The sequence below is a fragment of the Caulobacter radicis genome (assembly GCF_003094615.1).
Classification (GTDB): Bacteria; Pseudomonadota; Alphaproteobacteria; order Caulobacterales; family Caulobacteraceae; genus Caulobacter; species Caulobacter radicis.
In genome coordinates this window covers 158,098-178,903 of sequence record NZ_QDKO01000019.1, presented here as the reverse complement: position 1 = coordinate 178,903, position 20,806 = coordinate 158,098, and the positions used below count along the sequence as shown (strand labels likewise).

The following is a 20,806-nucleotide window of genomic DNA, read 5'->3' as shown; positions in this document are numbered from 1 at the left end:
CATGCCCCAAGCAAGCTCCATTTCCGTTCTCGTCGTCGACGACCAGCTGACCATGCGGGCGCTGATCCGTAACGCCCTGCAGCAGATCGGCTTCAAGGACATCCGCGAGGCGCCCGACGGCGAGGAGGCCCTGAAGAACCTCCTGGCCAAGCCGGCCAACCTGGTGATCTCGGACTTCAACATGCCGAAGATGGACGGCCTGGCCCTGCTGCGCGCCGTGCGCTCGCACCCGCCGATCCGCCAGACCGCCTTCGTCATGCTGACCGGCCGCGCCGACCGCGAGCTGGTGCAGCGCGCCGTGCAGTTCGGGGTCAACAACTACTGCGTCAAGCCGTTCACCGTGCAGGGCCTGCGCGACAAGATCGAGCAAGTGTTCGGACAGCTGACATGATCGGCAGGGACTATTCTCACGACGACGAGCTGCGCGCGACCAAGGTCCACGTGACCCAGGGCGAGAGCCATGTCTCGACCGACCCCAACGTGGTGATGACCACGGTGCTGGGCTCGTGCATCGCCGCCTGCATCCGCGATCCCCAGGCCGGGGTCGGCGGCATGAACCACTTCCTGCTGCCCGACGCCGGCGACGGCCGGGGCGGCAGCGGCGGCGACGCGGTGCGCTACGGCGCCTACGCCATGGAACTGCTGATCAACGGCCTGCTGAAGAAGGGCGCCCGCCGCGAGCGGCTGGAAGCCAAGATCTTCGGCGGCGGCAAGCTGTTCGACAGCCTTTCGGACGTCGGCGCCAGCAACGCGGCCTTCGCCGAGCGTTTCCTGCGCGACGAAGGCATTCCGATCGTCTCGTCCAGCGTCGGCGGCGTCTCGGCCCGCCGGGTCGAGTTCTGGCCGGTCACCGGCCGGGTGCGCCAGCGCCTCGTGGCCGTCGACAACGCGCCGCAGGAAGTGCGTCGTCCCGCCCCCATTCCCCAGCCCGCGTCCAACGCCGGCGACCTGGAGCTGTTCTAGTCCTCATGACCGCCCCGTCGACCGCCGCCGCCGATATCGTCGTTTCGCCGGATCACCAGCTTCCGGTGGGCGAGCTGTCGCGCCGGCTGGCGGCCGAACTGGCGGCCGCGGCGACGATCTGCCGCGAGTGCGAACACGTGGCGGGCGAACTGGCCACCGGCGGCGCGGCGCTCGAGAACATCACGCGCCTGCAGGCCCTGGACGAGCTGAGCCAGCGCCTGCACGGCCTGTCGGACGTGCTGGCCCGCATCAGCCAGCATGCCTCGGGCGAATGGAGCCTGTCGGTCGACCCGCTGCTCGAAGGCCTGGGCCTGGCCGACCTCGTCGTGCGTCTGCGTTCGGACCAGGAGCATTCCGGCTGGGGCGCCGAGGCCGGCGAACTCGATTTCTTCTGAGGCTCCGATGCCCGAGCCGCTCAATCCATCGACGCGGATAAACCTCGAGCGCGCCACCGTGCTGGTGCTCGACGACAACGGCGCGTCCCTCGACATCCTGTCGGGCGTCGTCTCCGGCTTCGGCGTGCGCACCCTGCACCGCGCGGAATCCGTCAAGGACGCCCAGGCCCTGGTGAAGATCCACACCTTCGACCTGATCATCAGCGACGTGCAGATGCCCGAGGTCGACGGCTACGAGTTCATCCAGTGGCTGCGGCGCGAGGCGCCCGAGCAGAACCGCTATGTCCCGGTGATCCTGGTCACCGGCCACACCCGCATCTCGCAGGTGTTCAAGAACCGGGACGCGGGATCCAACTTCACCGTCGCCAAGCCGATCACGCCCAAGATTTTGCTGGAGCGGATCTTCTGGGTGGCGCGCGAGGAGCGAGCCTTCATCGAGTGCGATACGTACATCGGGCCCGACCGGAGGTTCAAACACGAGGGGCCGCCGCCGGGGACGGACGGCCGACGCAAGGACGACCTTCAGGGGGAGGTTGGGAATGCCCAGGAGCCCAACATGTCCCAAGAGGAAATCAACAATCTGATGAAGGTCGCGAAGGTGCAGATATGACCGTTCGCAAGTTCCGCCCCCCCAACCGCCTGGCCTCGATGATCAAGGACCGCGGCGGCATCCTGGCCAAGGACGCGCTCGCCGCCGCCGAAGCCAACATCGAGACCCTGCGCGAGAGCTCGCTGGCGGCCCTGGACGCGGCGCTGGAGGCCATCGAAGCCCGCTTCGGCCCCGGCGCGCCCGACCGCGCGAGCGAGGAGTTCGAGACCCTCTACACCATGACGCTGAAAGTCGTGGATGTGTCCGGCTTCGCGGCCGACGCCGGCGTCGACGAGGCGGCGGTGTCGCTGTGCGCCCTGGTCGACGCCTGCGCGGAAGCGCAGGCCTGGCGCTGGGACGCGGTCGACGTCCACCTGTCGGCCCTGCGCCTGCTGCGCAATGTCGGCGCGAGCCTGCCGGCGGAGCATCGCCGGGGCATGCTCGACGGCCTGCACAAGGTCGTTCAGCGCTGAATCCCGCACTTTCGTAGCGCCGGCGCCACGTTCGCGCCGGCCGTTACAACTGTTACCGGTCCCATCACTTGATGCGTCCTCCGGTGTTTGTTACGCGTTCGTTGCTACCGGTGTCAGAGAGCTCCAACAAGGAGTGACACCGGTTTCCAGAATGACGGCCGAGAACGGTCGCGTGGGAAGGACGCGGGACTGTTTCGGAGCCACGGCGGGGTCTCTCCAAGGCCGCGCCGCAACGAAACGAACGGGAGGAGGACAAATGTCTTACGGACATGACGCGCGCCTGCGCGCTCTTAAGATCAGCGTCTCGGCCGGCGCCGTCGCCGTGGCCCTGGCGGCCGCCGGCTCGGCCATGGCCCAGGAAGCCCAAGCCACCACCGAGGACACCGCCGTCGAGGCCGTCGTCGTCACCGGCTTCCGCAACAGCCTGGCCAAGGCCCTCAACGTCAAGCGCGAGGAAGCCGCGGCCACCGACTCGATCCTGGCCGAGGACATCGGCAAGTTCCCCGACCTCAACCTGTCGGAATCCATCCAGCGCATCCCGGGCGTGGCCCTGGCCCGCGACGGCGGCGAAGGCCGGCAGATCTCGGTGCGCGGCCTTGGTCCCCAGTTCACCCGCGTGCGCATCAACGGCATGGAAGCCCTGACCACCGCCGGCGGCTCGGACCCGTCGGGCGGCACCAACCGCGGCCGCGCGTTCGACTTCAACATCTTTGCCTCGGACCTGTTCAACGCCATCACGGTGCGCAAGACCGCCGAGGCGACGACGGAAGAGGGCTCGCTGGGCGCCACGGTCGACCTGCGCACCGCCCGCCCCTTCGACTACAACGGCTTTGCGATGTCGGCCTCGACCCAGGCCAGCTTCAACGACCTGTCGGAGAAGGCCACGCCGCGCGGCGCCTTCATGATCTCCAACACCTGGGCCGACGGCAAGCTCGGGGCCCTGTTCTCGATCGCCTACACCAAGCGCAAGATCGTCGAGGAAGGCCACAGCACCGTGCGCTGGGCCACCGGCAACGCCTTCGCCCCCGGCTTCGACGCCTGCAACCGCACCTCCGAAGTCGTGGGCAGCCCGGGCTACACCGTTCCCGACCTCACCCGCTGCGGCTCGAACGCCACGCTTCCGGCCCTGGCCAACCCCAACGCCGCGGCCCAGGCCAACAACGCCGCCCTGCACCCGCGCTTCCCGCGCGTCGACCGCTTCAACAGCGAGCAGGAACGCCTGGGCGCGACCCTGGCCCTGCAGTTCCAGCCGTTCGAGGGCACGACGATCTCGTTCGACGCCCTCTATGCCGACCTGAAGGGCACCCGCGAGGAATCCTACCTGGAGGCTCCGTCCTTCAGCACCGGCAACCCCTGCACCACCGCCAACGTCGCCACCAGCTGCGGCATCGCCGACACCAACGTGGTCTCCTCGACCATCCAGGACGGCGTAATGGTCAAGGGCGTGTTCGACGACGTCGACCTGGCCGTCGAGAACCGCTTCGACAAGCTGCGCACCACGTTCACCCAGTTCTCGCTGACCGGCGAACACCAGATCAACGACAACTTCACGATCAACGGCTTCGTCGGCCACTCGGAGTCGGACCACACCAACCCGATCCAGACGACGCTGCGCTTCGACTACTTCAACGTCGACGGCTATTCCTACGACTACACCGACAGCCGCAATCCGAAGTTCGGCTATGGCAACGCCGCGCTGACCGACCCGACCAAGTGGCGCCTGACCCAGGTCCGCCTGCGCCCGCAGACGGCCCTGAACACCTATGACGCGGCCCAGGCCTGGGGCGTCTACAAGCTGAACGACACCTGGACGCTCAACGCCGGCCTGAACTTCAAGCAGTACGACTTCGAGACCACCGAGATGCGCCGCACGGTGGGCACCACGACCAACCAGGAAACGGTGATCCCGGCGGCCATCGCGGCCATGTCGCTGGCCAACTTCAGCACCCTGGCCACCCTGGGCGGCTCCCAGACCATCATCCCGAGCATCGCCAAGGCGGTCTCGGCGCTCAGCCTCTACGACCCGACCGCCTACGGCGGCGCCTTCCGCCTGGGCTCCGAGCCCTCGCTGGGCAACAACCGCAGCGTCGCCGAAGAGAACCGCGGCGGCTACGCCCAGGCCGACTTCCGCACCGAAGTGGGCGACTGGGGCCTGCGCGGCAACTTCGGCGTCCGCTACGTGAAGACCAAGCAGTACGCCACCGGCTACACCTATGTCGGCGGCGCGCCCGTCGCGATCTCGTCGGGCCGCGAGTACGACGACACCCTGCCGTCGATGAACCTGGTGCTGGAGCCGACCGACAGCTTCCTGATCCGCTTCGGCGCGGCCAAGGTGATGTCGCGTCCGGACCTGGGCAGCCTGACCCCGGGCTCGACGGTCAGCGTCTCGGGCACCGCCCGCAGCGTCACCGCCGGCAACCCGAACCTGGATCCGTTCCGCGCCAAGACCTTCGACCTGGCCTTCGAATGGTACTTCCAGAGCCAGGCCCTGCTGTCGCTGGCGCTGTTCCAGAAGGACATCGACAGCCTGGTGCAGACGGTCACCACCTCGACCACCTTCACCGGCAACCCGTTCGGCATCCCCGACAGCGTCGCCATCGCCGCCTGCGGCACGACGGTCGGCTGCAGCCCCTCGGCGCAGTGGAACTTCTCGACGCCGGTCAACACCGACGGCGGCAAGGTCAAGGGCTTCGAGGTCAATTACCAGCAGCCGTTCAAGTTCCTGCCCGGCTTCCTGGCCAACACCGGCGTGCTGCTGAACTACACCTACGTGAAGTCGGACGTCGACTATGTGAACGCCACCGGCGCCGTGGTGGCCACGACCGACCTGACGGGCCTGTCGCGCAAGGGCTACAACGCCACGCTCTACTACGAGGACACCAAGTGGAGCGCTCGCGTCTCGGCCTCGTACCGCGACCGCTACCTGACCCGCGTGCTGGGCCAGGAAAACACCACGGCCGCGCCGGTGCTCTATGACGGCACCAACGAGACCTTCAACGTCGACGCCTCGGTGCAATACACCTTGAACGACCAGTTCAAGATCACGCTGGAAGGCGTGAACCTGACCGACGAGTATCAGGACCAGTTCACCGGCGCCCAGAACATGCCGGTGGTCTACCACCACACGGGTCGCGAGATCCTGCTGGGCCTGCGCTACAAGTTCTGATCAGGACTTAAGAAGCGCCCCGCCTTCGGGGGGAGGCGGCGGAAAGGGCGTCGGCGAAAGCCGGCGCCCTTTTTCGGGGCTCCAGATGCTCCCCCTGAAGGGCGAGCTGTCGCGGAGCGACTGAGGGGGAAGAGACTGCTGCGATTGGGGCTGCGCTGACTTCATCAGACACTTCCCCCTCCGGCCCTTCGGGCCACCTCCCCCTTCAGGGAGAGGATCTGGGGCCCCTCAATCCGGCCACAGGTCCTGGATGTCGCCCTTGCGGTTGAGCATGTGGGTGGCGCGCTTGATCAGCATCAGCAGGCGCTCGCGGCGGCCTTCGCCGTCGTAGGTCAGGGTCGTGCGGGCCAGGCCTTCGAGCATGAAGCGCGCCAGGTCGCGGCTGGCCTGGAAGCGCGGACCGGCGCCGGCGTGCAGGATCTTCAGGAAGTGGTCGCCGGCCTGGGCGCGATCGAACTCGGCCTGGGCGGGCGCCAGCAGGGCCTGGATGGCCGGGTCGGTGCGGCCGGCGGCCTCCAGCTCGGCGAAGGCCAGGAACGGCTCGCTCTGCAGGAGGTCCCAATAGCTGTCGATGGCGTGCTCGGTGACGTCGGCGCCGGCCGGGATGCTGTCGGCGGCGGCGCGGAACAGGGCCGAGCGGGCGGCCTGGACGTGGGCCACACCGGCCTCGACCAGGGCCTCGCGAGTCGGGAAATGGTAGAGCATCGCGCCGCGCGTCAGGCCCGCGGCGTCGGCGATCACCGGGTTGGTGGCCGCGTGGTAGCCGATCTCGGCGAACAGACGCATGGCGCAGTCGAGGATGCGCGCGCGCGTCTTCAGCGACTTCGGTGTGTCCTTGGCGAGGCGGGCGGCGTCCATCGGGGTCATCTAGTGCGGACGATGCTGCGCTGCAACAGTCGTTTTCCCTATCAATGCAAGGGATCGCGGCGGTTTCAAGTCGTCGGCTGAGCGCCTGCCACAACGGCGCCCGCTGATCGAAACAAGGGCTTCCGTAACGGCGCCTTTCGAAACACCGCCCTCCCCGCCCGCGACAGGGCGCCGCGCCCGACGCCGAACCCGGACGGTTTCATCAAAGCGACATGCAATCAGCTTATCCGCCATCCTGTTTCTCGCTTGGGATGGCGGTCGTCGCGGGGGCGGCCCGCCGCAGCGCTGGGGAAGCCTTCATGGCCGCCGACACCGAGATCCGCCGCTATCGCAGCATCTTCATCAGCGACATCCATCTGGGCACGCGCGGCTGCCAGGCCGAGCTGCTGCTGGACTTCATCCGGCACGTGGAATGCGACAAGCTGTACCTCGTCGGCGACATCGTCGACGGCTGGAAGCTGCGCAGCGGCTGGTACTGGCCCCAGAGCCACAACGACGTGGTGCAGAAGATCCTGCGCCTGGCCCGCAAGGGCGTCGAGGTGATCTACGTCCCCGGCAACCACGACGACCGCGTGCGCGACTTCTGCGGCACCCACTTCGGCGGCGTGGTCGTGGCCCGCGACGTGATCCACGAGGCCGCCGACGGCAAGCGCTACCTGGTGGTCCACGGCGACGAGTTCGACGGCGTCGTGCAGCATGCCAAGTGGCTCGCCTTCCTCGGGGATTGGTCCTATAGAACCATCCTCATGCTGAACACCTTGCTCAACCGCGCGCGGCGGAGGATGGGGTTCGGCTACTGGAGTCTCTCGGCCTATCTGAAGGTCAAGGTGAAGAACGCGTTGCAGTTCATCGAGAACTTCGAAGCCGCCGTCGCCGACGAAGCCCGTCGGCGCGGCGTCGACGGCGTCATCTGCGGCCATATCCACAAGGCCGAGATGCGGGAGATCGACGGTATTCTTTACGTCAACGACGGTGACTGGGTTGAAAGCTGCACCGCTCTGGTGGAGCATATGGACGGCCAGCTCGAAATCCTCGAATGGTCCAAGATGAGGTCCTGGTCGGTGATCGACCGGGCCCGGGCGCTCGCCGTCGAGCCCCCGTTGCCGGAGCCTGCCGCCGCCTGATGCGGATACTTCTCGCCACCGACGCATGGGAACCGCAGGTCAACGGCGTGGTTCGGACCCTCACCAAGGTGATGGCCGAGCTTCGCGCCATGGGCCATGAGGTGGACGTGGTCAGCCCTGACCAGTTCCCGACCTTCCCGCTGCCCACCTATCCCGAGATCAAGCTCGCGATCGGCGCCTACGAGCCGGTGCAGGAGCGCTTCAAGTCGTTCGAGCCCGAGGCGATCCACATCGCCACCGAGGGTCCGATCGGCCTGGCCGCACGCCGCATCTGCCTGGAGTGGAAGCTGCCGTTCACGACCAGCTACCACACGCGCTTCCCCGAGTACGTCTCGGCCCGCCTGCCGCTGCCGCTGGCGGCCGGCTACACCTACATGCGCTGGTTCCACAAGCCGTCGGGCCGCCTGATGGTGGCCACGCCCACCATGCGCGACGAGCTGGTGCGCCACGGCTTCCGCAACATCTCGCCCTGGTCGCGCGGCGTCGACACCGACGTCTTCAAGCCGCGCCAGCCGGACGAGCCGGATCTGTTCGAAGGCCTGGCCCGCCCGATCTTCCTCAATGTCGGCCGCGTGGCCGTCGAGAAGAACATCGAGGCCTTCGCCAGCCTCGACCTGCCGGGCACCAAGGTCGTCATCGGTGATGGTCCCCAGCGCGAGGAGCTGGCCGAGAAGTATCCCGAGGTGAAGTTCCTGGGCGCCAAGTTCGGCGACGAGCTCGCCCGCCATTTCGCCTGCGCCGACGTGTTCTGCTTCCCGTCCCTGACCGACACCTTCGGCCTGGTGATCCTGGAGGCCATGGCCGCCGGCGTGCCGGTGGCGGCGTTCTCGGCCCCCGGCCCCATCGACATCATCCCCGGCTCCGGCGCCGGCGTGCTGGCGCCCGGCCAGACCGACGGCCTGCGCGAGGCCTGCCTGGCGTGCCTCGACATCGACCACGCCACGGTGCGCAAGTTCGCCGAGGGCTTCTCGTGGCGCGCCTGCGCCGAGGAGTTCTTCAAGAACCTCCAGCCCTACCCCGAACCGGAAAAGACCCGCTTCTGGCGCCGGCTTCGGCGGCTGGCGCGGATCCGGCGCAAGACGGCGGCCTAAAGATGCTCCCCCTGAAGGGGGAGCTGTCGCGGAGCGACTGAGGGGGAAGGGATTGCTCGCGCCTGCGGCTGTCGCCGGCTCATCAGGAACTTCCCCCTCCGGCCCTCTGGCCCCCCCCCCCTTCAGGGGGAGGGTCAGGCTACTCCTTCCACCTCAGGATCAGCTGGCCGCCACGGACCTCGTAGGAGTCCAGGGTGCTCAGGAAGCTCATGCCCAGCAGCGAGGCGCTCATCGGGGCCTGGTTGATGTCCATCGGGAAGCGATCACGGCGGATCGGGCCGATCTCGAGGCGCTCGGCGGTCCACTGGGCGCCATAGCCCAGGCCGTTGGCGGTCTCGCTGGTCTGGTCGAAGCGCAGCGAGGCCATGTCGACGCCGATCCGCTGGGCGTCGGCGGGACTCAGCACGGTGTTGGTGGCGCCGGTGTCGACCAGGAACAGCACCCGCTGGCCGTTGACCTGGCCGACGATGACGAAGGCGCCGCTGGCGTCCTGGGCCACCCGCAGCTCGCGCTCGCCCGTGGCCACCGGCTCGCCGATGTTCAGGGCCATGCGCAGGCGCTGGGGCGCCTCGGCCAGTTCGGCGCGATAGAGATAGCCCACGGCCAGAACCAGCACGATCCCGGCCCAGATCGCCGCATAGCCCAGGCCGTGCAGCGCCTGGCGGCGGGTCGCCCGCAGCAGGCCGGTGGACAGGGCCGCGGCCAGCAGGCCGCCCCAGACGAGGTAGAACCAGTCGTCGGTCTGCCGCATCGCCCAGGGCGAGGCGCGAAACAGCAGGCCCAGCACGGCCAGGCCCGCCGAGACCACGACGAACCAGATCAGCCAGCGCCGCCACGAGGCGCGCGCCGGGCGCGCCTCGACCGGCTCGGGCGGCGGCTCGCCGCCCCAGGGGCCCGGATGGCTCATCCCCTGCCCCGCGTCAGCCCTCGTCGCCCTCGCGGCCCTTGCCGGCCTTGAGGATGACCTTGTCGATGCGCGAGCCGTCCATGTCGACGATCTCGACGTCGAAGGCGCCCAGATGCAGGATCTCGCCCTCGGCCGGGATGCGGCCCAGGCGGTCGAGGATCAGGCCGGCGACGGTGTGATAGCCGCCCTCGGCCTCGAAGTTCTCGCCCAGGGCGTCGTTGAGCTCCTGGATGTCGAGGCGGGCGTCGACCAGCCAGCTGCCGTCCTCGCGGCGCAGGATGCGGCGTTCGCCCTCGTCGTGGTCTTCCGGGAAGTCGCCGGCGATCATTTCCAGCAGGTCGATCGGCGTGATCACGCCCTGCACCGAGCCGAACTCGTCGACCACCAGGGCCACGTGCAGCGAGGTCTGCTTGAAGACCGCCATGGCGCGCAGCAGCGACATGGTCTCGGGGATGGCGATCGGCTGCTGGATGTGGGCGCGCAGGTCCAGCGGCTCGCCGCCCAGGCAGGCGTCCAGCAGGTCCTTCTTCAGCACCACGCCGATCTCGCCGTCGAGGTCGCCTTCCATGGCCACGACGATGCGCGAATAGGGGCACTCGCGCACCTCGGCCAGGACGGCCTCGGGCTCGTCCGACAGCGAGATCCAGTAGAGGTCGCGGCGCGGGGTCATGGCCACCCGCACGGGACGGTCGCCCAGGCGCAGCACCTCCTGGATCATCGAACGCTCTTCAGGCTCGATCAGGCCGGCGTCGGCGCCTTCGGCCAGGACGGTCTCGACCTCTTCGGAGGTGATGCCGCTGTTGCGCTCGTCGCGCACCCCCATCAGCTTGAGGATGGCGGCGGTCGACACCGTCAGCAGGGTCACGAACGGGCGCAGCACCGTGGCCACCAGGGCCAGGAACGGGGCCATGGCGCGGGCGATGGTGTCGGGGAAGATCAGGGCCAGGCGCTTGGGCACCAGCTCGCCCAGGATCACCGAGACGTAGGTCAGGCCGACGACGACGATGGTGGTGGCGATGATTTCCGAATGCGGGCCGATCACCGGCTGCGGCTCGAGCCACTTGTCCAGCGCGCCGGCGATGGTGGCCTGGCCGTAGGCGCCGGCCAGGATGCCGATCAGGGTGATGCCCACCTGCACGGCCGACAGGAAGCGGGTCGGATGCTCGGCCAGGGAGAGGGCGATCTTGGCCCCGCGGTCTCCCCGGTCGGCCTGGCTCTGTAGTCTGGCCCGCCGCGCGGAGACCACCGCGAGTTCGGACATGGCGAAGACCCCGTTCAGCAGAACGAGGAACAGAACGACGGCGAGCGCGAGGAGTATCATTGTCCCTAGGGGCAAGTGACGCGGCGCCGGACGGCTGCCACGGCCCAGACTTTCATTACGCGGCGCGGGCGGACCGGGGGACACTATACAAAAGAAAACGCCGCGGCCCATAGGACCGCGACGCAATCTTCGGTCGCGCGGCGCGAACCGCCGCACAAAAGAGCCCTTTTTTACGAAGCCGGACGGACCATGGCGGTCTTCTTGGCCACCACGTCCTTCTGGGCCTGGTGCTGGCCCGGGGGCAGCGGGATCAGGCCGCGACCCTGCAGGTAGCCGCCTCGACCGGTGGCCGCGTCGGAAGTGAACTCCTTCAGGAAGTCCTCCAGGCCCGGCGTCACGCCGATATTGGACTTCTTGACGTAGATGAACAGCGAGCGCGACAGCGGGTAGGAGCCGTCGGCGATCGTCTGGGCCGAGGGACGCACGCCGTTGATCGAGGCGCCCTTGATCTTATCCATGTTCTCTTCGAGGTAGGACCAGCCGAAGACGCCCAGCGCGCCGGGGGTCTTGGTCAGGGTGCCGACCAGGGCGTTGTCGTTCTCGCCGGCGTCGATCCAGCCGTCGTTGCGCAGCGGGTCGACCTTGGCCTTGAACAGCTTCTCGTTGTCCGAGCGGATCGCGTCGATCGACGGGAACTTGCGGGCGCCGGCCTCGATGGCCAGTTCGACGAAGGCGTCGCGGGTGCCCGAGGTCGGGGGCGGGCCGTAGACCAGGATCTTGTTGCCCGGCAGGCCGCCGCCGACGTCGTCCCAGCTGTTGGTGGTGTTCTTCACCCACTGGCCGCCCTTGTAGACGTTGGCGGCCAGGCCCAGGAACAGCTGCTCGGTCTTGAAGTTGTAGTCGGCGCCGTCCTTGTCGGTGGCGACCACGATGCCGTCGAAGCCGATCTTGATCTGGATGATGTCCTTGACGCCCTTGGCGGCGCAGGCGTCGAACTCGCTCTTCTTCATCGGACGCGAGGCGTTGGCGATGTCGGGGAAACCCTCGCCCGCGCCGCCGCAGAACAGCTTGATGCCGCCGCCGGTGCCCAGGCTTTCGACCTTCGGGGCCTTCTTGCCGGACTTCTTGGCGAAGTTCTCGGCGGTGCGGGTGGCGAACGGGAACACGGTCGACGAGCCGGCGGCCCAGACATAGTCGCGGGCGGCGTGGGCGGGGACGGCGGCCAGGCCCGACAGGGCGACGGCGGCGGCCGCGCAGGACAGGAGCTTCTTCATCTTTGATTTCCTGAAGGGGGAAAGGAAGGAGCCGGACGGACGCGTTCCGCCCGCCCGGCGAAACACGGTCTTAGAAATCCAGCTGAGCGCGCAGCTGGAACTGCTTGATGCTGTAGTCCTGGTTGGCGCCGAAGTTGTCGACGTCGCCGTCGGTGTAGTTCGCCTGGAACCGGACATAACTGGTCGGGTAATAGTTCACCCCCAGGGTGACGCCCTTGTATTCGCCGGCCTGCGAGGTCGCCGGCTTGGTCTTCAGGGTCTCGTAGGCCTCGGTGGTGTCGGCGATGTCGTAGCGCAGCGCCAGCTCGACGCCGCCCCAGCCGCCGGCGGTCACCGGGTTGAGGATCTTGGGCCGCTTGAACTCGCCGGCCATGGCGTCGTAGTTGCGCATCTCGCCGGTCGGCCAGAAGGTCACGTAGGCGTAGCCGACCTTGATCTTCGGGTCGCCGCCGACCGCCGCGCCGCCCAGGCGGGTGACGTCGATCGAAGCGTATTCGCCCTGCACCGAGAACGGCCCGTGCACATAGGCGCCCTCGAAGGCCAGGGTGTTGTCGCGGTTGCCGATGCCGCCCGAGGTGTAGAAGGTGGCGTTGCTGTAGGCGGTGTTGGTGCGGCCGCTGTAGACGAAGGCCCCCTCGTCGCCGCGGTTGCGGTAGCGGTAGGACAGCGCCAGGTGCAGCTTGTCGAGGTCGCCGTTGACCGGCGCCCAGTGGGCGCGGGTGGTCAGGGTCAGGCGCTCCTTGGAGTCGGCGTTGGCGTTGGCCAGGTCGGCGGTGTTGATCGGCGCGCCCTGCACCGCGCCGGTCAGGCTGTAGTTCAGGCCCTGGTACTTGGCCACCACGCCCAGCAGGTAGGAATCGACGCCGAAGTCGCCGTACGGACCACGGTCCATGAAGGTGATGAAGCGGGTCGAGGTCAGGTTCTCGAGGCCGGCGGCCTTGATGTTGCCGAACAGCAGCGAGACCGGCTCGTTCGGCTTATACTCGATGACGACGTCGTCCCAGGCCCACGCGCCGCCGTTCACGGCGCCGCCCTCGGCCTTGTAGGCGAAGTAGTTGTTCAGCTTGCCCTCGACGCCGAGGAAGACCTGGCGGCCGCGCACGTTGCGGGTGTCGAAGTCGCCGCCCGGACCGTCGCGCTCGACGTCCTGGAACACGGCGTCCAGCAGGATCCGACCACGGACCTTGAAGGCCACGTCGTCATTGGAGAATTGCGGGGAACCGCTCCATTTCACGCCCAGGTCCTGGGCTTGGGCGGCGGCGGCGAGGCCCAGGGCGAGCGTGAAGCCCAGCGCCGAGCGGGAAAACAAAGAGGCACTGATACTCATTACGAGACACCCCCCTTTAGGTTTGCGTCTGTTTTCCGCGGCCCATAGCGGGCGGGATAACGACGTTCTGGGGCTTAACGGGAGCTCGTGACGGTTCGGATACCGATTTACGACAAGTCGGCGACAACTGTTTTCCAGTTCGCTGAACAGTGTTCAGACGACTACACGGCGGTCTGGGACGACGCCTGGAAAAATCCGCTCACAGACGAACAACCCGCGCCAGGACCAGGGGCCACGGCGCCGCCAAAAGCAGAAGGGCGGCCCATCACTGGACCGCCCCTCGCCGTTCTTGAACCCTTGCTCCGGCTCCGGACAACGCGGAACCGGAAGATCCGGTCCTAGTATTTCACGCGCAGTTCCAGCCCGTAGGTGCGGGGCGGGTTGAAGTTGGCGTAGTCGCCGATCGTGCCGCGGTTGGCGGCCGAGATACGGTAGATGTGCTCTTCGTTGAGCAGGTTGCGCGACCACAGCGACAGGCTGGCCGAGGCGGCGCCGTCAGCCATGCTGATGTCGGCCAGGGTCAGGTTGCCGTTGACGATGAAGCTGCTGTCGGTCTTCGCCGCCACGTACTCGGTGCGCGAACCGGTCGCCGAGGTGTCGGCGAACTCGGTCTGGAAGGAGTATTGGGCGTCGGCGTAGTTGGCGTCCAGGTGGGCGCGGAAGGTCATCGAACCGACCGGCTTCTTGTAGTCGATATAGGCCGAGGCGGCGTTCGGCGGCGTGTAGACCACGTTGACCGGGAACGGCGTGCCCTGCGGAACCACCGAGTTGCCGGTGAACGGGAACGGCGCGTCCGGCACCTTCACGTCGGTGTAGGCGTACGAGAAGCCGACCAGGATGTCGTCGGTCAGCTTGGCCGTGATGTCGGCCTCGAAACCGCGGATCTTGGAGGTGCCCGGCGCATTGCGGGTTTCCTCGGTGTGCGCGCCCTGGGTCGGGCTGCCGGGGGTGGTGTCGACGTTGTCGAAGTCGATCTGGGTGTCCTTGCGGTCCATGGCGTAGGCGGCCAGGTTCACGCGCAGGCGGTTGTCCAGCAGGTCCATCTTGGCCCCGACTTCATAGGACTTCACCGTTTCCGGATCGAAGGCCTGGAAGTTCGACGAGCGGGCGTTGGCGCCGCCGGCGCGGTAGCCGGTCGAGAACTTGGCGTAGAGGTTGATGTTCTCGGCGGCGTCGTAGGCGACGTTGATCATCGGGTCGAAACGACCCTTGTCGTAGTCGAACTTGAAGTTCGTGGCCTTGCCGTTGACGACGTAGAGCGTGCCCTCGCGGGTGTCCTTGGTGTAGCGGCCGCCGAGCGTCAGGTGCAGGGCGTCCATCGACGGCGGGGTGTAGGTGCCCTGGCCGTAGACCGCGTAGCTTTCGGCGTCGGCTTCCGAGGCGCGGGTGATGAAGCGGGTGCCGCGCTGCCAGCCGGCCGTGCCGGCCGCGTTCTTCGAGGTGCCGTAGGCCGACCGGATGGTGTAGGCGGTGCCGTCGGCGTTCCACTGGTTGGTGAACGGCGTGGCGGCCGATTCCTTCACGTGTTCCTTGAAGTAGTAGAGACCGCCGACATAGGTGAAGTTGTCACCGAAGTCGCCGACCAGCTGGAACTCCTGGCTGAACTGGCGCTGGTAGAGGTCCGACAGGCTGTAGCGGCCGAAGTTGGCGTTCGGCGCGAAGACGTTGCGCGACTCGATGCCCGAGTTGTCCCACTGGTTGGTGGCCACGGCGCGGGCGGCGGTGATCGAGCGCAGCTCGAGGTTCGGCGCGAAGCGGTACTTCAGGTTGGCCATCAGGCCGCCGGTCTCGTCGACGCTGGGCTGCTGGATGGTGCCGATGTCCGAGACCGACTGGCGGTCGGTGTGGACCTTAACCAGCGGCGAGAGCGGGTTGATCGTGCCGGCCGGGGCGCTGGCGGCGGCCAGCAGTTCGGCCTGGGTGCGCACGCGCTTGCCGTAGGGGTTGTAGCTGACCAGCTGGCTGAAGAACGGGGTGTTCTCGTCCTTGGCGTAGTCGAAGGCGACCAGGGCGCTGAACTTGTCGTTCGGCTGGTACAGACCGCTGATGCGGCCGCCCTTGCGGTCGTACTGGTTCCAGCCGGCCTGGCCTTCCAGCGGGTTCTTGGTGGTCGGATCCTGGTGCTGGACCAGGGCGTCGACCTTCACCGACAGGTTGGCGAACTCCTGGAAGTCCTGGTGCAGCTCGGCGGTGTAGGAGCCGTAGTTGCCGACGCCGGCGACGACGCGGCCGCCGAACTCGCCCGTCGGGGCCTTGGTGACGATGCTGAGCGCGCCGCCTTCGGTGTTACGGCCAAACAGCGTGCCTTGCGGACCGCGCAGGACCTCGATGCGCTCCAGGTCGAGCAGGGCGGCGTTCAGGCCCTGCTGGCGGCCCAGATAGACGCCGTCGATATAGACGCCGACGCCCTGGTCGCGGGCGGTCTGGTTGGCGTCGAACGGCACGATGCCGCGGATGCCGATGGTCAGCGCCGACTGGCGGGCTTCGAAGGTGGCGACGCGCAGCGACGGGATGGCGCCGTCCTGCAGGCTGATCAGGCTTTCGGCGTGGCGGTCGGCCATGGCCGTCGCGCTCAGCACCGAGATGGCGATCGGCGTCGATTGCAGATTGGTTTCACGCTTGGTGGCGGTGACGACGACGTTGTCCAGAGCGGTGGCGTCATCGGCGGGCGCGGCGGGCGCGACATCGGCGGCGTACGCAACTTGCGCCGAGGCGAGCAGGAGGGCGGCGACGGCCGCGCCTTCGAAATACTTACGCATGAATGTGTACCCCTTTTCGGTGGGGCGGGGGATAAAACGCCAGCGATGACGCTTCGGCGACACCAATATGTATGTTTCAAGACGTGATAAATTTGCGCCACAGCTGACACTCAGCAGCGCTGCTCAAGCATAAATTATAGATAACAACGTTCGTTTTCGACGAAATCGGCCAAGATTGAAAATATTGGTTTAGCGGCAAGATTTCAGCGTGAGCCTCAAGGCGAATTTTCCAACTTAGAAAGCCGGGAACGAACGGCGATATACGGGATCATGGCCGAAAGGGTGCTTGCGAATGCTGTCGCATGGGTCGAGCGCGGACTTCCCGCGTCCGACGAAAGCGTCACCAGACGCCAAACCGCCCTGGCGTGACACAAAACCGTCGCCGGGAATTTTCAACGGTCCGCCCCGGTCGGGCGCCCGCAACCGCCTAAAGCAGCCGCGAGCGGATCGCCTGGGACAGCAGGTCGATCATCGACACCGCCACGACGATGACCAGGACGATGCAGCCGGTCTGGTCGAACTGGAAGGCGTTGATCGAGTCGATGAGGATCTGGCCGATGCCGCCGGCGCCGATCAGCCCCAGCACCGTGGCGGCGCGGGCGCTGCTTTCGAAGCGGTAGAGGGCATAGCTGGTCCATAGCGGGGCCACCTGCGGGATCACCCCCCAGATGATCTCCTGAAGCTTGACCGCGCCGGTGGCGCGAACGCCCTCGACGGGGCCCTTGTCGATCGACTCCACGGCCTCGGCGAACAGTTTCGCCAGCACGCCGCCGGTGTTGAACATGATGGCCATCACGCCGGCGAAGGGGCCAAGGCCCACGGCGGTGATGAAGATCAGGGCGACCACGAGATCGGGGATCGAGCGGATCAGGTCGAGCAGGCGGCGCACCGGCTGCTGGATCCACCACGGCGTGATGTTGCGCGCGCCCAGTATGCCCAGCGGCACGGCCACGAGCACGGCCAGCGCCGTGCCCCACAGCGCCATCTGGATCGTCTCCCACATCTTGGCGACGAACAGCGACCAGTCCATCGCCAGGAAGGCGTCCAGATTGGTGAAGGCCGAGAAGAAGCCGCGCGCGAAGTCGCGCATCCGCTCCGAACCGCCGAACAATTCGGGAAACTTGTCGATCTCGGCCGGCTTGAAGCTGACCAGCAGCAGGACGGCGACGCCGCCCCACAGCAGCAGGTCGAAGCCGATGGCCGAAGCCGAGCGCTTCGGCGGGGCCGGGATCGGGGTCTCGCTCATCGTCAGTTGGCGGGCAGGCCGGCCTTGGCCTCGGCGGCCAGGCGTTCGGCGCGGACGCCGTCCAGCTTCTTCTGGGCGTCGGCGATCTTGGCGGCGTCGCCGCCTTCCTTGGCCAGGCCGAAGTTCTCCAGGGCCTCCATCTCGCGCACGGTCAGCAGGTGGCTGTCATCGGCCGGCTTGAAGCCGCCGATCGACAGGCGCCGCAGGTTCTCGCGCTGCTTGGCGGCCTCGGGGCTGTCGCCCTGGGCGTAGGTCAGGAAGAACTGGCGCAGCTTTTCCTTCACGACCGGGTCGAGGTCCTTGCGCCAGATGATCGGGTCTTCCGGCAGGGTCGGCGACTCCCAGATCACCTTGACCCTGTCGGACTGGCCGTCCTTGCGCTCGGCGTTCAGGCGCAGGCTGGTCGAGTTGTTGGTGGCCGCGTCCAGCTTGCCGTTGGCCACGGCGAACAGGTTGGCCTGGTGGTTGCCGGTCAGCACGGTCTTGAAGCAGGTCTCGGGCTTCTTGCCGGCCGGGATGAACAGGTAGGTCATCGGGGCCAGGGTGCCCGAGGTCGACTTCTTGTCGCCGATGCCGAAGTTCAGCGACTTGTCGCACTTCAGAAGGGCTTCGAGGGTCAGCTTGCTGTCCTTGGGGACGATGACCACCGACTTGTAGCCGTCGACGCCCGAGGGGTCGAAGGTGCGGGCGAAGACCTCGCCGTTCGAGCGGCGCACGGCCTCCAGGCCCGACTGGTTGGAGAACCAGCCCAGGTCCGTCTGCTTGGCGCCCATGGCCACGATCAGCGACGAGTAGTTGGACGAGAAGAACGGCTTCACCTTGAGGCCGGTCTGCTTTTCCATGTCCTGCAGGATGGGCTTCCAGTAGCCCTCCATGTTCTGGGCGGACTCGGTCGACAGGATCGAGAAGGTCACCGTGTCCTTCGACGCGGGGGCCTCGGACGGGCCCGAGCAGGCGGCCAGGGCGAGGGTCGAAAGCGCGAGGCCGGCGATCAGGCTGCGGCGGATCATTGCGGGGCTCCTTCCCAGAACACGTCCTCGAATTCCGGGCCGTAGATTTCGATGAGCTTTTCGCGGTCCAGCGCGTCGGCCGGACCGTCATAGACCTTCTGCGCGGCCTTCAGGGCCACGACCCGGTCGCAGTAGCGCAGGGCGTAGTCCACCTGGTGCAAGGTGACGATGACGGTCAGGCCGTCGCTGGCGTTGAGATCGCGGAGGATCTCCATGACCTTGCGGGCCGAAACGGGGTCGAGCGAGGCGACCGGTTCGTCGGCGAGGATGATCTTGGCCTTCTGGACCAAAGCCCGGGCGATGGCGCCGCGCTGCTGCTGGCCGCCCGAAAGCGTGTTGGCGCGTTGGCCGGCATAGTCGGAGATGCCGACGCGGTGCAGGGCGGCCATGGCCGCCTCGCGGGTCTCTTTCGGCCAGGCGCCCAGCAGGCCGCGCACCAGCGGGATGCGGCCCAGCGAGCCCAGCGCCACGTTGCTGAACAGCGACAGCCGGCCGACCAGATTGAACTGCTGGGCGATGAAACCGATGCGGATGCGGGCCTTGCGCACCTGGTCAGACACCCGGCCCCTGGCCTGGACGGGACCGCCGAAGGCGCTGATCGCCCCCTCGCCCTCATCGATGGTCTGCAGGCCGTCGATCGAGCGCAGCAGGGTCGACTTGCCCGAGCCCGAAGGACCGATGAGCGCGATCATCTCGCCCCGCGCCACGTCGAGCGAAACGGCGTTCAGGGCCTTCCGCGACCCGAAGGTCTTGGATACGGCGCGGATCGAGAGAACTGGGTCCGACGTCATGGTCGGGACGAATCCTTAACGTGGTTTCCGGCGCGGGCAAATCCGTTCCCTGCTTTGCGGCGCGCGCGCAACGGATTTGTGACGGCCAGTGGATCAATTCGCCTCGCCCGCCACGATCAAAAGGGACTTTACATCCCCGGCCTATGCCCCTATTTCGCACGGCTCCGGCGGACCCGAAGTCCTCTAAAACGCTGCTAACGCCGGCCTGGGTTTAACTTCCAACAGGGGGTTACGTGAATTGTCCACGTACCACACGCCCCTGGACCTGGTCCGTGAGCGGTCACCGGAACGTCCCGTCGCACTCGTGCGACCGGACGCGGTGTCGGTAGCGGCGCGCTGGTTCCAGTCTGAATTCAAAGGCGACGTTTTCTACGCGGTGAAGGCCAATCCCTCGCCGTGGGTGATCCGCGAGCTGGCCAGCGCCGGCGTGCGGTCGTTCGACGTCGCGTCCGTGGCCGAGATCGAGCTCGTGGCCGAGCACGCTCCCGGCTCGCGCATGGCCTTCATGCACCCGGTCAAGAGCCGGCGCGCCATCTCGGCCGCCTATTTCGACCACGGTGTGCGCACCTTCTCGTTCGACACGCACGAGGAGCTGGCCAAGATCATCGACAGCACCGGCCAGGCCAAGGACCTGAACCTGATCGTCCGCATGGGCGTGCAGGCCGAAGGCGCGGCCTATTCGCTGTCGGGCAAGTTCGGCGTTGATCTGCACAACGCCCCGTCCCTGCTGCTGGCGGCCCGCCGTTCGACGCAGGACCTGATGGGCGTGTCGTTCCACGTCGGCAGCCAGTGCATGCGCCCGACCGCCTACCAGGCGGCGATGGCCCAGGCCTCGCGGGCGCTGGTGCGCGCCGGCGTGCTGGCCGACGTCGTCGACGTCGGCGGCGGCTTCCCGTCGATCTATCCGGGCATGGTCCCGCCCGACCTGTCGGAATACCTGGCGGCCATCGACCGCGGCTTCGCCGAGATGATGGTTCACGAGACCACCGAGCTGTGGTGCGAGCCGGGCCGCGCCCTGTGCGCCGAGGCCTCGTCGCTGCTGGTCAAGGTCGAGCTGAAGAAGGGCGACGCGCTCTATCTGAACGACGGGTCGTACGGCTCGCTGTTCGACGCCGCGCACATGAAGTGGCCCTTCCCGGTGAAGCTGTACCGCAAGAACGGCGAAGTGGTGGAAGAGGGCCTCAAGCCCTTCCGCTTCTACGGCCCGACCTGCGACAGCGTCGACCACATGCCGGGGCCCTTCTGGCTGCCGGAAAGCGTGGACGAAGGCGACTATATCGAGATCGGCATGCTGGGCGCCTATGGCGTGGCGATGTCGACCCGCTTCAACGGCTTTGGCGAGACCGACACCGTCGAGGTTTCGGACGCGCCGATGGCCTCGATGTACGGCCTGGCCAAGCGCTCGATCCCGGTGGTCCGCACCGAGGCCGAGGAACGCAAGGTCGTGCGCTTCTCGCGCCCGAAAGGCGCGGCCGGCAAGCGCAAGCGTCGTCGCTAAACGGACGTGTTTCGTCAGTAGACCGTTTCTGAGTTAAACCGCGCGCCGCGCCCGATGTTAGACGA

Annotated in this window: 18 protein-coding genes; 9 read left to right on the top strand and 9 right to left on the bottom strand. The window is 67.4% G+C overall.

The features are described 5' to 3' along the window. The first annotated feature begins 1 nt into the window (after position 1). The 6 genes from DDF62_RS11645 to DDF62_RS11620 all read left to right on the top strand — a co-directional run bounded on the left by DDF62_RS11645 (position 2) and on the right by DDF62_RS11620 (position 5,586). Positions 2–391: a response regulator gene (locus DDF62_RS11645; protein ID WP_058347350.1), complete on the top strand. Its 390-nt coding sequence runs from the start codon at positions 2–4 to the stop codon at positions 389–391. Further along, positions 388–963: a chemotaxis protein CheD gene (locus tag DDF62_RS11640; RefSeq protein WP_058347349.1), complete on the top strand. Its 576-nt coding sequence runs from the start codon at positions 388–390 to the stop codon at positions 961–963. Before DDF62_RS11645 ends, DDF62_RS11640 begins: the two co-directional genes overlap by 4 nt. 5 nt (positions 964–968) lie before the next feature. After that, positions 969–1,358: a chemotaxis protein CheU gene (locus tag DDF62_RS11635; protein ID WP_101720628.1), complete on the top strand. Its 390-nt coding sequence runs from the start codon at positions 969–971 to the stop codon at positions 1,356–1,358. 7 nt (positions 1,359–1,365) lie between these two features. Then, complete coding sequence (locus tag DDF62_RS11630; RefSeq protein WP_101720627.1) at positions 1,366–1,968, top strand: response regulator; 603 nt, start codon at positions 1,366–1,368, stop codon at positions 1,966–1,968. Continuing rightward, entirely contained in the window at positions 1,965–2,420 is a 456-nt protein-coding gene (locus DDF62_RS11625) for a chemotaxis protein CheE (RefSeq protein ID WP_116489262.1), read from the top strand. The genes DDF62_RS11630 and DDF62_RS11625 overlap by 4 nt, the downstream gene beginning before the upstream one ends. Positions 2,421–2,676: 256 nt before the next feature. After that, the gene (locus tag DDF62_RS11620) at positions 2,677–5,586 is read left to right on the top strand and encodes a TonB-dependent receptor (RefSeq protein ID WP_116489261.1); all 2,910 of its coding nucleotides are present in this window, start codon (positions 2,677–2,679) and stop codon (positions 5,584–5,586) included. A 228-nt stretch (positions 5,587–5,814) separates the two neighbouring features. On the opposite strand, the gene DDF62_RS11615 is transcribed toward DDF62_RS11620, so the two are convergent. Then, a complete protein-coding gene (locus DDF62_RS11615; protein WP_101720668.1) occupies positions 5,815–6,444 on the bottom strand; it encodes a TetR/AcrR family transcriptional regulator in 630 nt (209 codons plus the stop codon). Between the two features lie 308 nt (positions 6,445–6,752). On the opposite strand from DDF62_RS11615, the gene DDF62_RS11610 reads away from it, so the two are divergent. Both DDF62_RS11610 and DDF62_RS11605 read left to right on the top strand, forming a co-directional pair. Further along, positions 6,753–7,577, top strand: a complete 825-nt coding sequence (locus tag DDF62_RS11610; RefSeq protein WP_101720624.1) for a UDP-2,3-diacylglucosamine diphosphatase — start codon at positions 6,753–6,755, stop codon at positions 7,575–7,577. Next, positions 7,577–8,668 (top strand): glycosyltransferase family 4 protein, encoded by a 1,092-nt coding sequence (locus DDF62_RS11605; RefSeq protein WP_058347343.1) that lies wholly within the window; start codon positions 7,577–7,579, stop codon positions 8,666–8,668. Before DDF62_RS11610 ends, DDF62_RS11605 begins: the two co-directional genes overlap by 1 nt. Positions 8,669–8,807: 139 nt before the next feature. Here the strand turns inward: DDF62_RS11605 and DDF62_RS11600 are convergent, their stop codons facing one another. The 8 genes from DDF62_RS11600 to phnC all read right to left on the bottom strand — a co-directional run bounded on the left by DDF62_RS11600 (position 8,808) and on the right by phnC (position 19,243). After that, on the bottom strand, positions 8,808–9,575 hold the full coding sequence (locus DDF62_RS11600) for a retropepsin-like aspartic protease family protein (protein WP_116489260.1): 768 nt from the start codon (positions 9,573–9,575) through the stop codon (positions 8,808–8,810). A gap of 13 nt (positions 9,576–9,588) precedes the next feature. Beyond that, the gene (locus tag DDF62_RS11595) at positions 9,589–10,896 is read right to left on the bottom strand and encodes a hemolysin family protein (RefSeq protein WP_101720621.1); all 1,308 of its coding nucleotides are present in this window, start codon (positions 10,894–10,896) and stop codon (positions 9,589–9,591) included. A 170-nt stretch (positions 10,897–11,066) separates the two neighbouring features. After that, positions 11,067–12,110: a substrate-binding domain-containing protein gene (locus DDF62_RS11590; RefSeq protein ID WP_116489259.1), complete on the bottom strand. Its 1,044-nt coding sequence runs from the start codon at positions 12,108–12,110 to the stop codon at positions 11,067–11,069. A gap of 70 nt (positions 12,111–12,180) precedes the next feature. Continuing rightward, complete coding sequence (locus DDF62_RS11585) at positions 12,181–13,437, bottom strand: OprO/OprP family phosphate-selective porin (RefSeq protein WP_116489258.1); 1,257 nt, start codon at positions 13,435–13,437, stop codon at positions 12,181–12,183. 338 nt (positions 13,438–13,775) lie between these two features. After that, complete coding sequence (locus tag DDF62_RS11580; RefSeq protein ID WP_116489257.1) at positions 13,776–16,196, bottom strand: TonB-dependent receptor; 2,421 nt, start codon at positions 16,194–16,196, stop codon at positions 13,776–13,778. A gap of 427 nt (positions 16,197–16,623) precedes the next feature. Continuing rightward, positions 16,624–17,442 (bottom strand): phosphonate ABC transporter, permease protein PhnE, encoded by an 819-nt coding sequence (phnE, locus tag DDF62_RS11575; protein ID WP_116489256.1) that lies wholly within the window; start codon positions 17,440–17,442, stop codon positions 16,624–16,626. Positions 17,443–17,444: 2 nt separating this feature from the next. Next, positions 17,445–18,452: a phosphate/phosphite/phosphonate ABC transporter substrate-binding protein gene (gene phnD, locus DDF62_RS11570; RefSeq protein WP_116489255.1), complete on the bottom strand. Its 1,008-nt coding sequence runs from the start codon at positions 18,450–18,452 to the stop codon at positions 17,445–17,447. Continuing rightward, positions 18,449–19,243: a phosphonate ABC transporter ATP-binding protein gene (gene phnC / locus DDF62_RS11565; protein ID WP_116489254.1), complete on the bottom strand. Its 795-nt coding sequence runs from the start codon at positions 19,241–19,243 to the stop codon at positions 18,449–18,451. The genes phnD and phnC overlap by 4 nt, the downstream gene beginning before the upstream one ends. Before the next feature lie 238 nt (positions 19,244–19,481). Between phnC and DDF62_RS11560 the strand changes: the two genes are divergently transcribed. Next, positions 19,482–20,741, top strand: a complete 1,260-nt coding sequence (locus DDF62_RS11560; RefSeq protein ID WP_116489253.1) for a type III PLP-dependent enzyme — start codon at positions 19,482–19,484, stop codon at positions 20,739–20,741. Positions 20,742–20,806: the final 65 nt, after the last annotated feature.

What these genes read in the sequence shown, in the direction of transcription:
- DDF62_RS11620 (WP_116489261.1), top strand. Translation starts at nt 2,677, where the DNA reads ATGTCTTACGGACATGACGCGCGCCTGCGCGCTCTTAAGATCAGCGTC.
- phnE (WP_116489256.1), bottom strand. Translation starts at nt 17,442, where the DNA reads ATGAGCGAGACCCCGATCCCGGCCCCGCCGAAGCGCTCGGCTTCGGCC.
- DDF62_RS11635 (WP_101720628.1), top strand. Translation starts at nt 969, where the DNA reads ATGACCGCCCCGTCGACCGCCGCCGCCGATATCGTCGTTTCGCCGGAT.
- phnD (WP_116489255.1), bottom strand. Translation starts at nt 18,452, where the DNA reads ATGATCCGCCGCAGCCTGATCGCCGGCCTCGCGCTTTCGACCCTCGCC.
- DDF62_RS11645 (WP_058347350.1), top strand. Translation starts at nt 2, where the DNA reads ATGCCCCAAGCAAGCTCCATTTCCGTTCTCGTCGTCGACGACCAGCTG.
- DDF62_RS11610 (WP_101720624.1), top strand. Translation starts at nt 6,753, where the DNA reads ATGGCCGCCGACACCGAGATCCGCCGCTATCGCAGCATCTTCATCAGC.
- DDF62_RS11585 (WP_116489258.1), bottom strand. Translation starts at nt 13,437, where the DNA reads ATGAGTATCAGTGCCTCTTTGTTTTCCCGCTCGGCGCTGGGCTTCACG.
- DDF62_RS11580 (WP_116489257.1), bottom strand. Translation starts at nt 16,196, where the DNA reads ATGCGTAAGTATTTCGAAGGCGCGGCCGTCGCCGCCCTCCTGCTCGCC.
- DDF62_RS11625 (WP_116489262.1), top strand. Translation starts at nt 1,965, where the DNA reads ATGACCGTTCGCAAGTTCCGCCCCCCCAACCGCCTGGCCTCGATGATC.
- DDF62_RS11605 (WP_058347343.1), top strand. Translation starts at nt 7,577, where the DNA reads ATGCGGATACTTCTCGCCACCGACGCATGGGAACCGCAGGTCAACGGC.
- phnC (WP_116489254.1), bottom strand. Translation starts at nt 19,243, where the DNA reads ATGACGTCGGACCCAGTTCTCTCGATCCGCGCCGTATCCAAGACCTTC.
- DDF62_RS11595 (WP_101720621.1), bottom strand. Translation starts at nt 10,896, where the DNA reads ATGATACTCCTCGCGCTCGCCGTCGTTCTGTTCCTCGTTCTGCTGAAC.
- DDF62_RS11630 (WP_101720627.1), top strand. Translation starts at nt 1,366, where the DNA reads ATGCCCGAGCCGCTCAATCCATCGACGCGGATAAACCTCGAGCGCGCC.
- DDF62_RS11590 (WP_116489259.1), bottom strand. Translation starts at nt 12,110, where the DNA reads ATGAAGAAGCTCCTGTCCTGCGCGGCCGCCGCCGTCGCCCTGTCGGGC.
- DDF62_RS11615 (WP_101720668.1), bottom strand. Translation starts at nt 6,444, where the DNA reads ATGGACGCCGCCCGCCTCGCCAAGGACACACCGAAGTCGCTGAAGACG.
- DDF62_RS11640 (WP_058347349.1), top strand. Translation starts at nt 388, where the DNA reads ATGATCGGCAGGGACTATTCTCACGACGACGAGCTGCGCGCGACCAAG.
- DDF62_RS11600 (WP_116489260.1), bottom strand. Translation starts at nt 9,575, where the DNA reads ATGAGCCATCCGGGCCCCTGGGGCGGCGAGCCGCCGCCCGAGCCGGTC.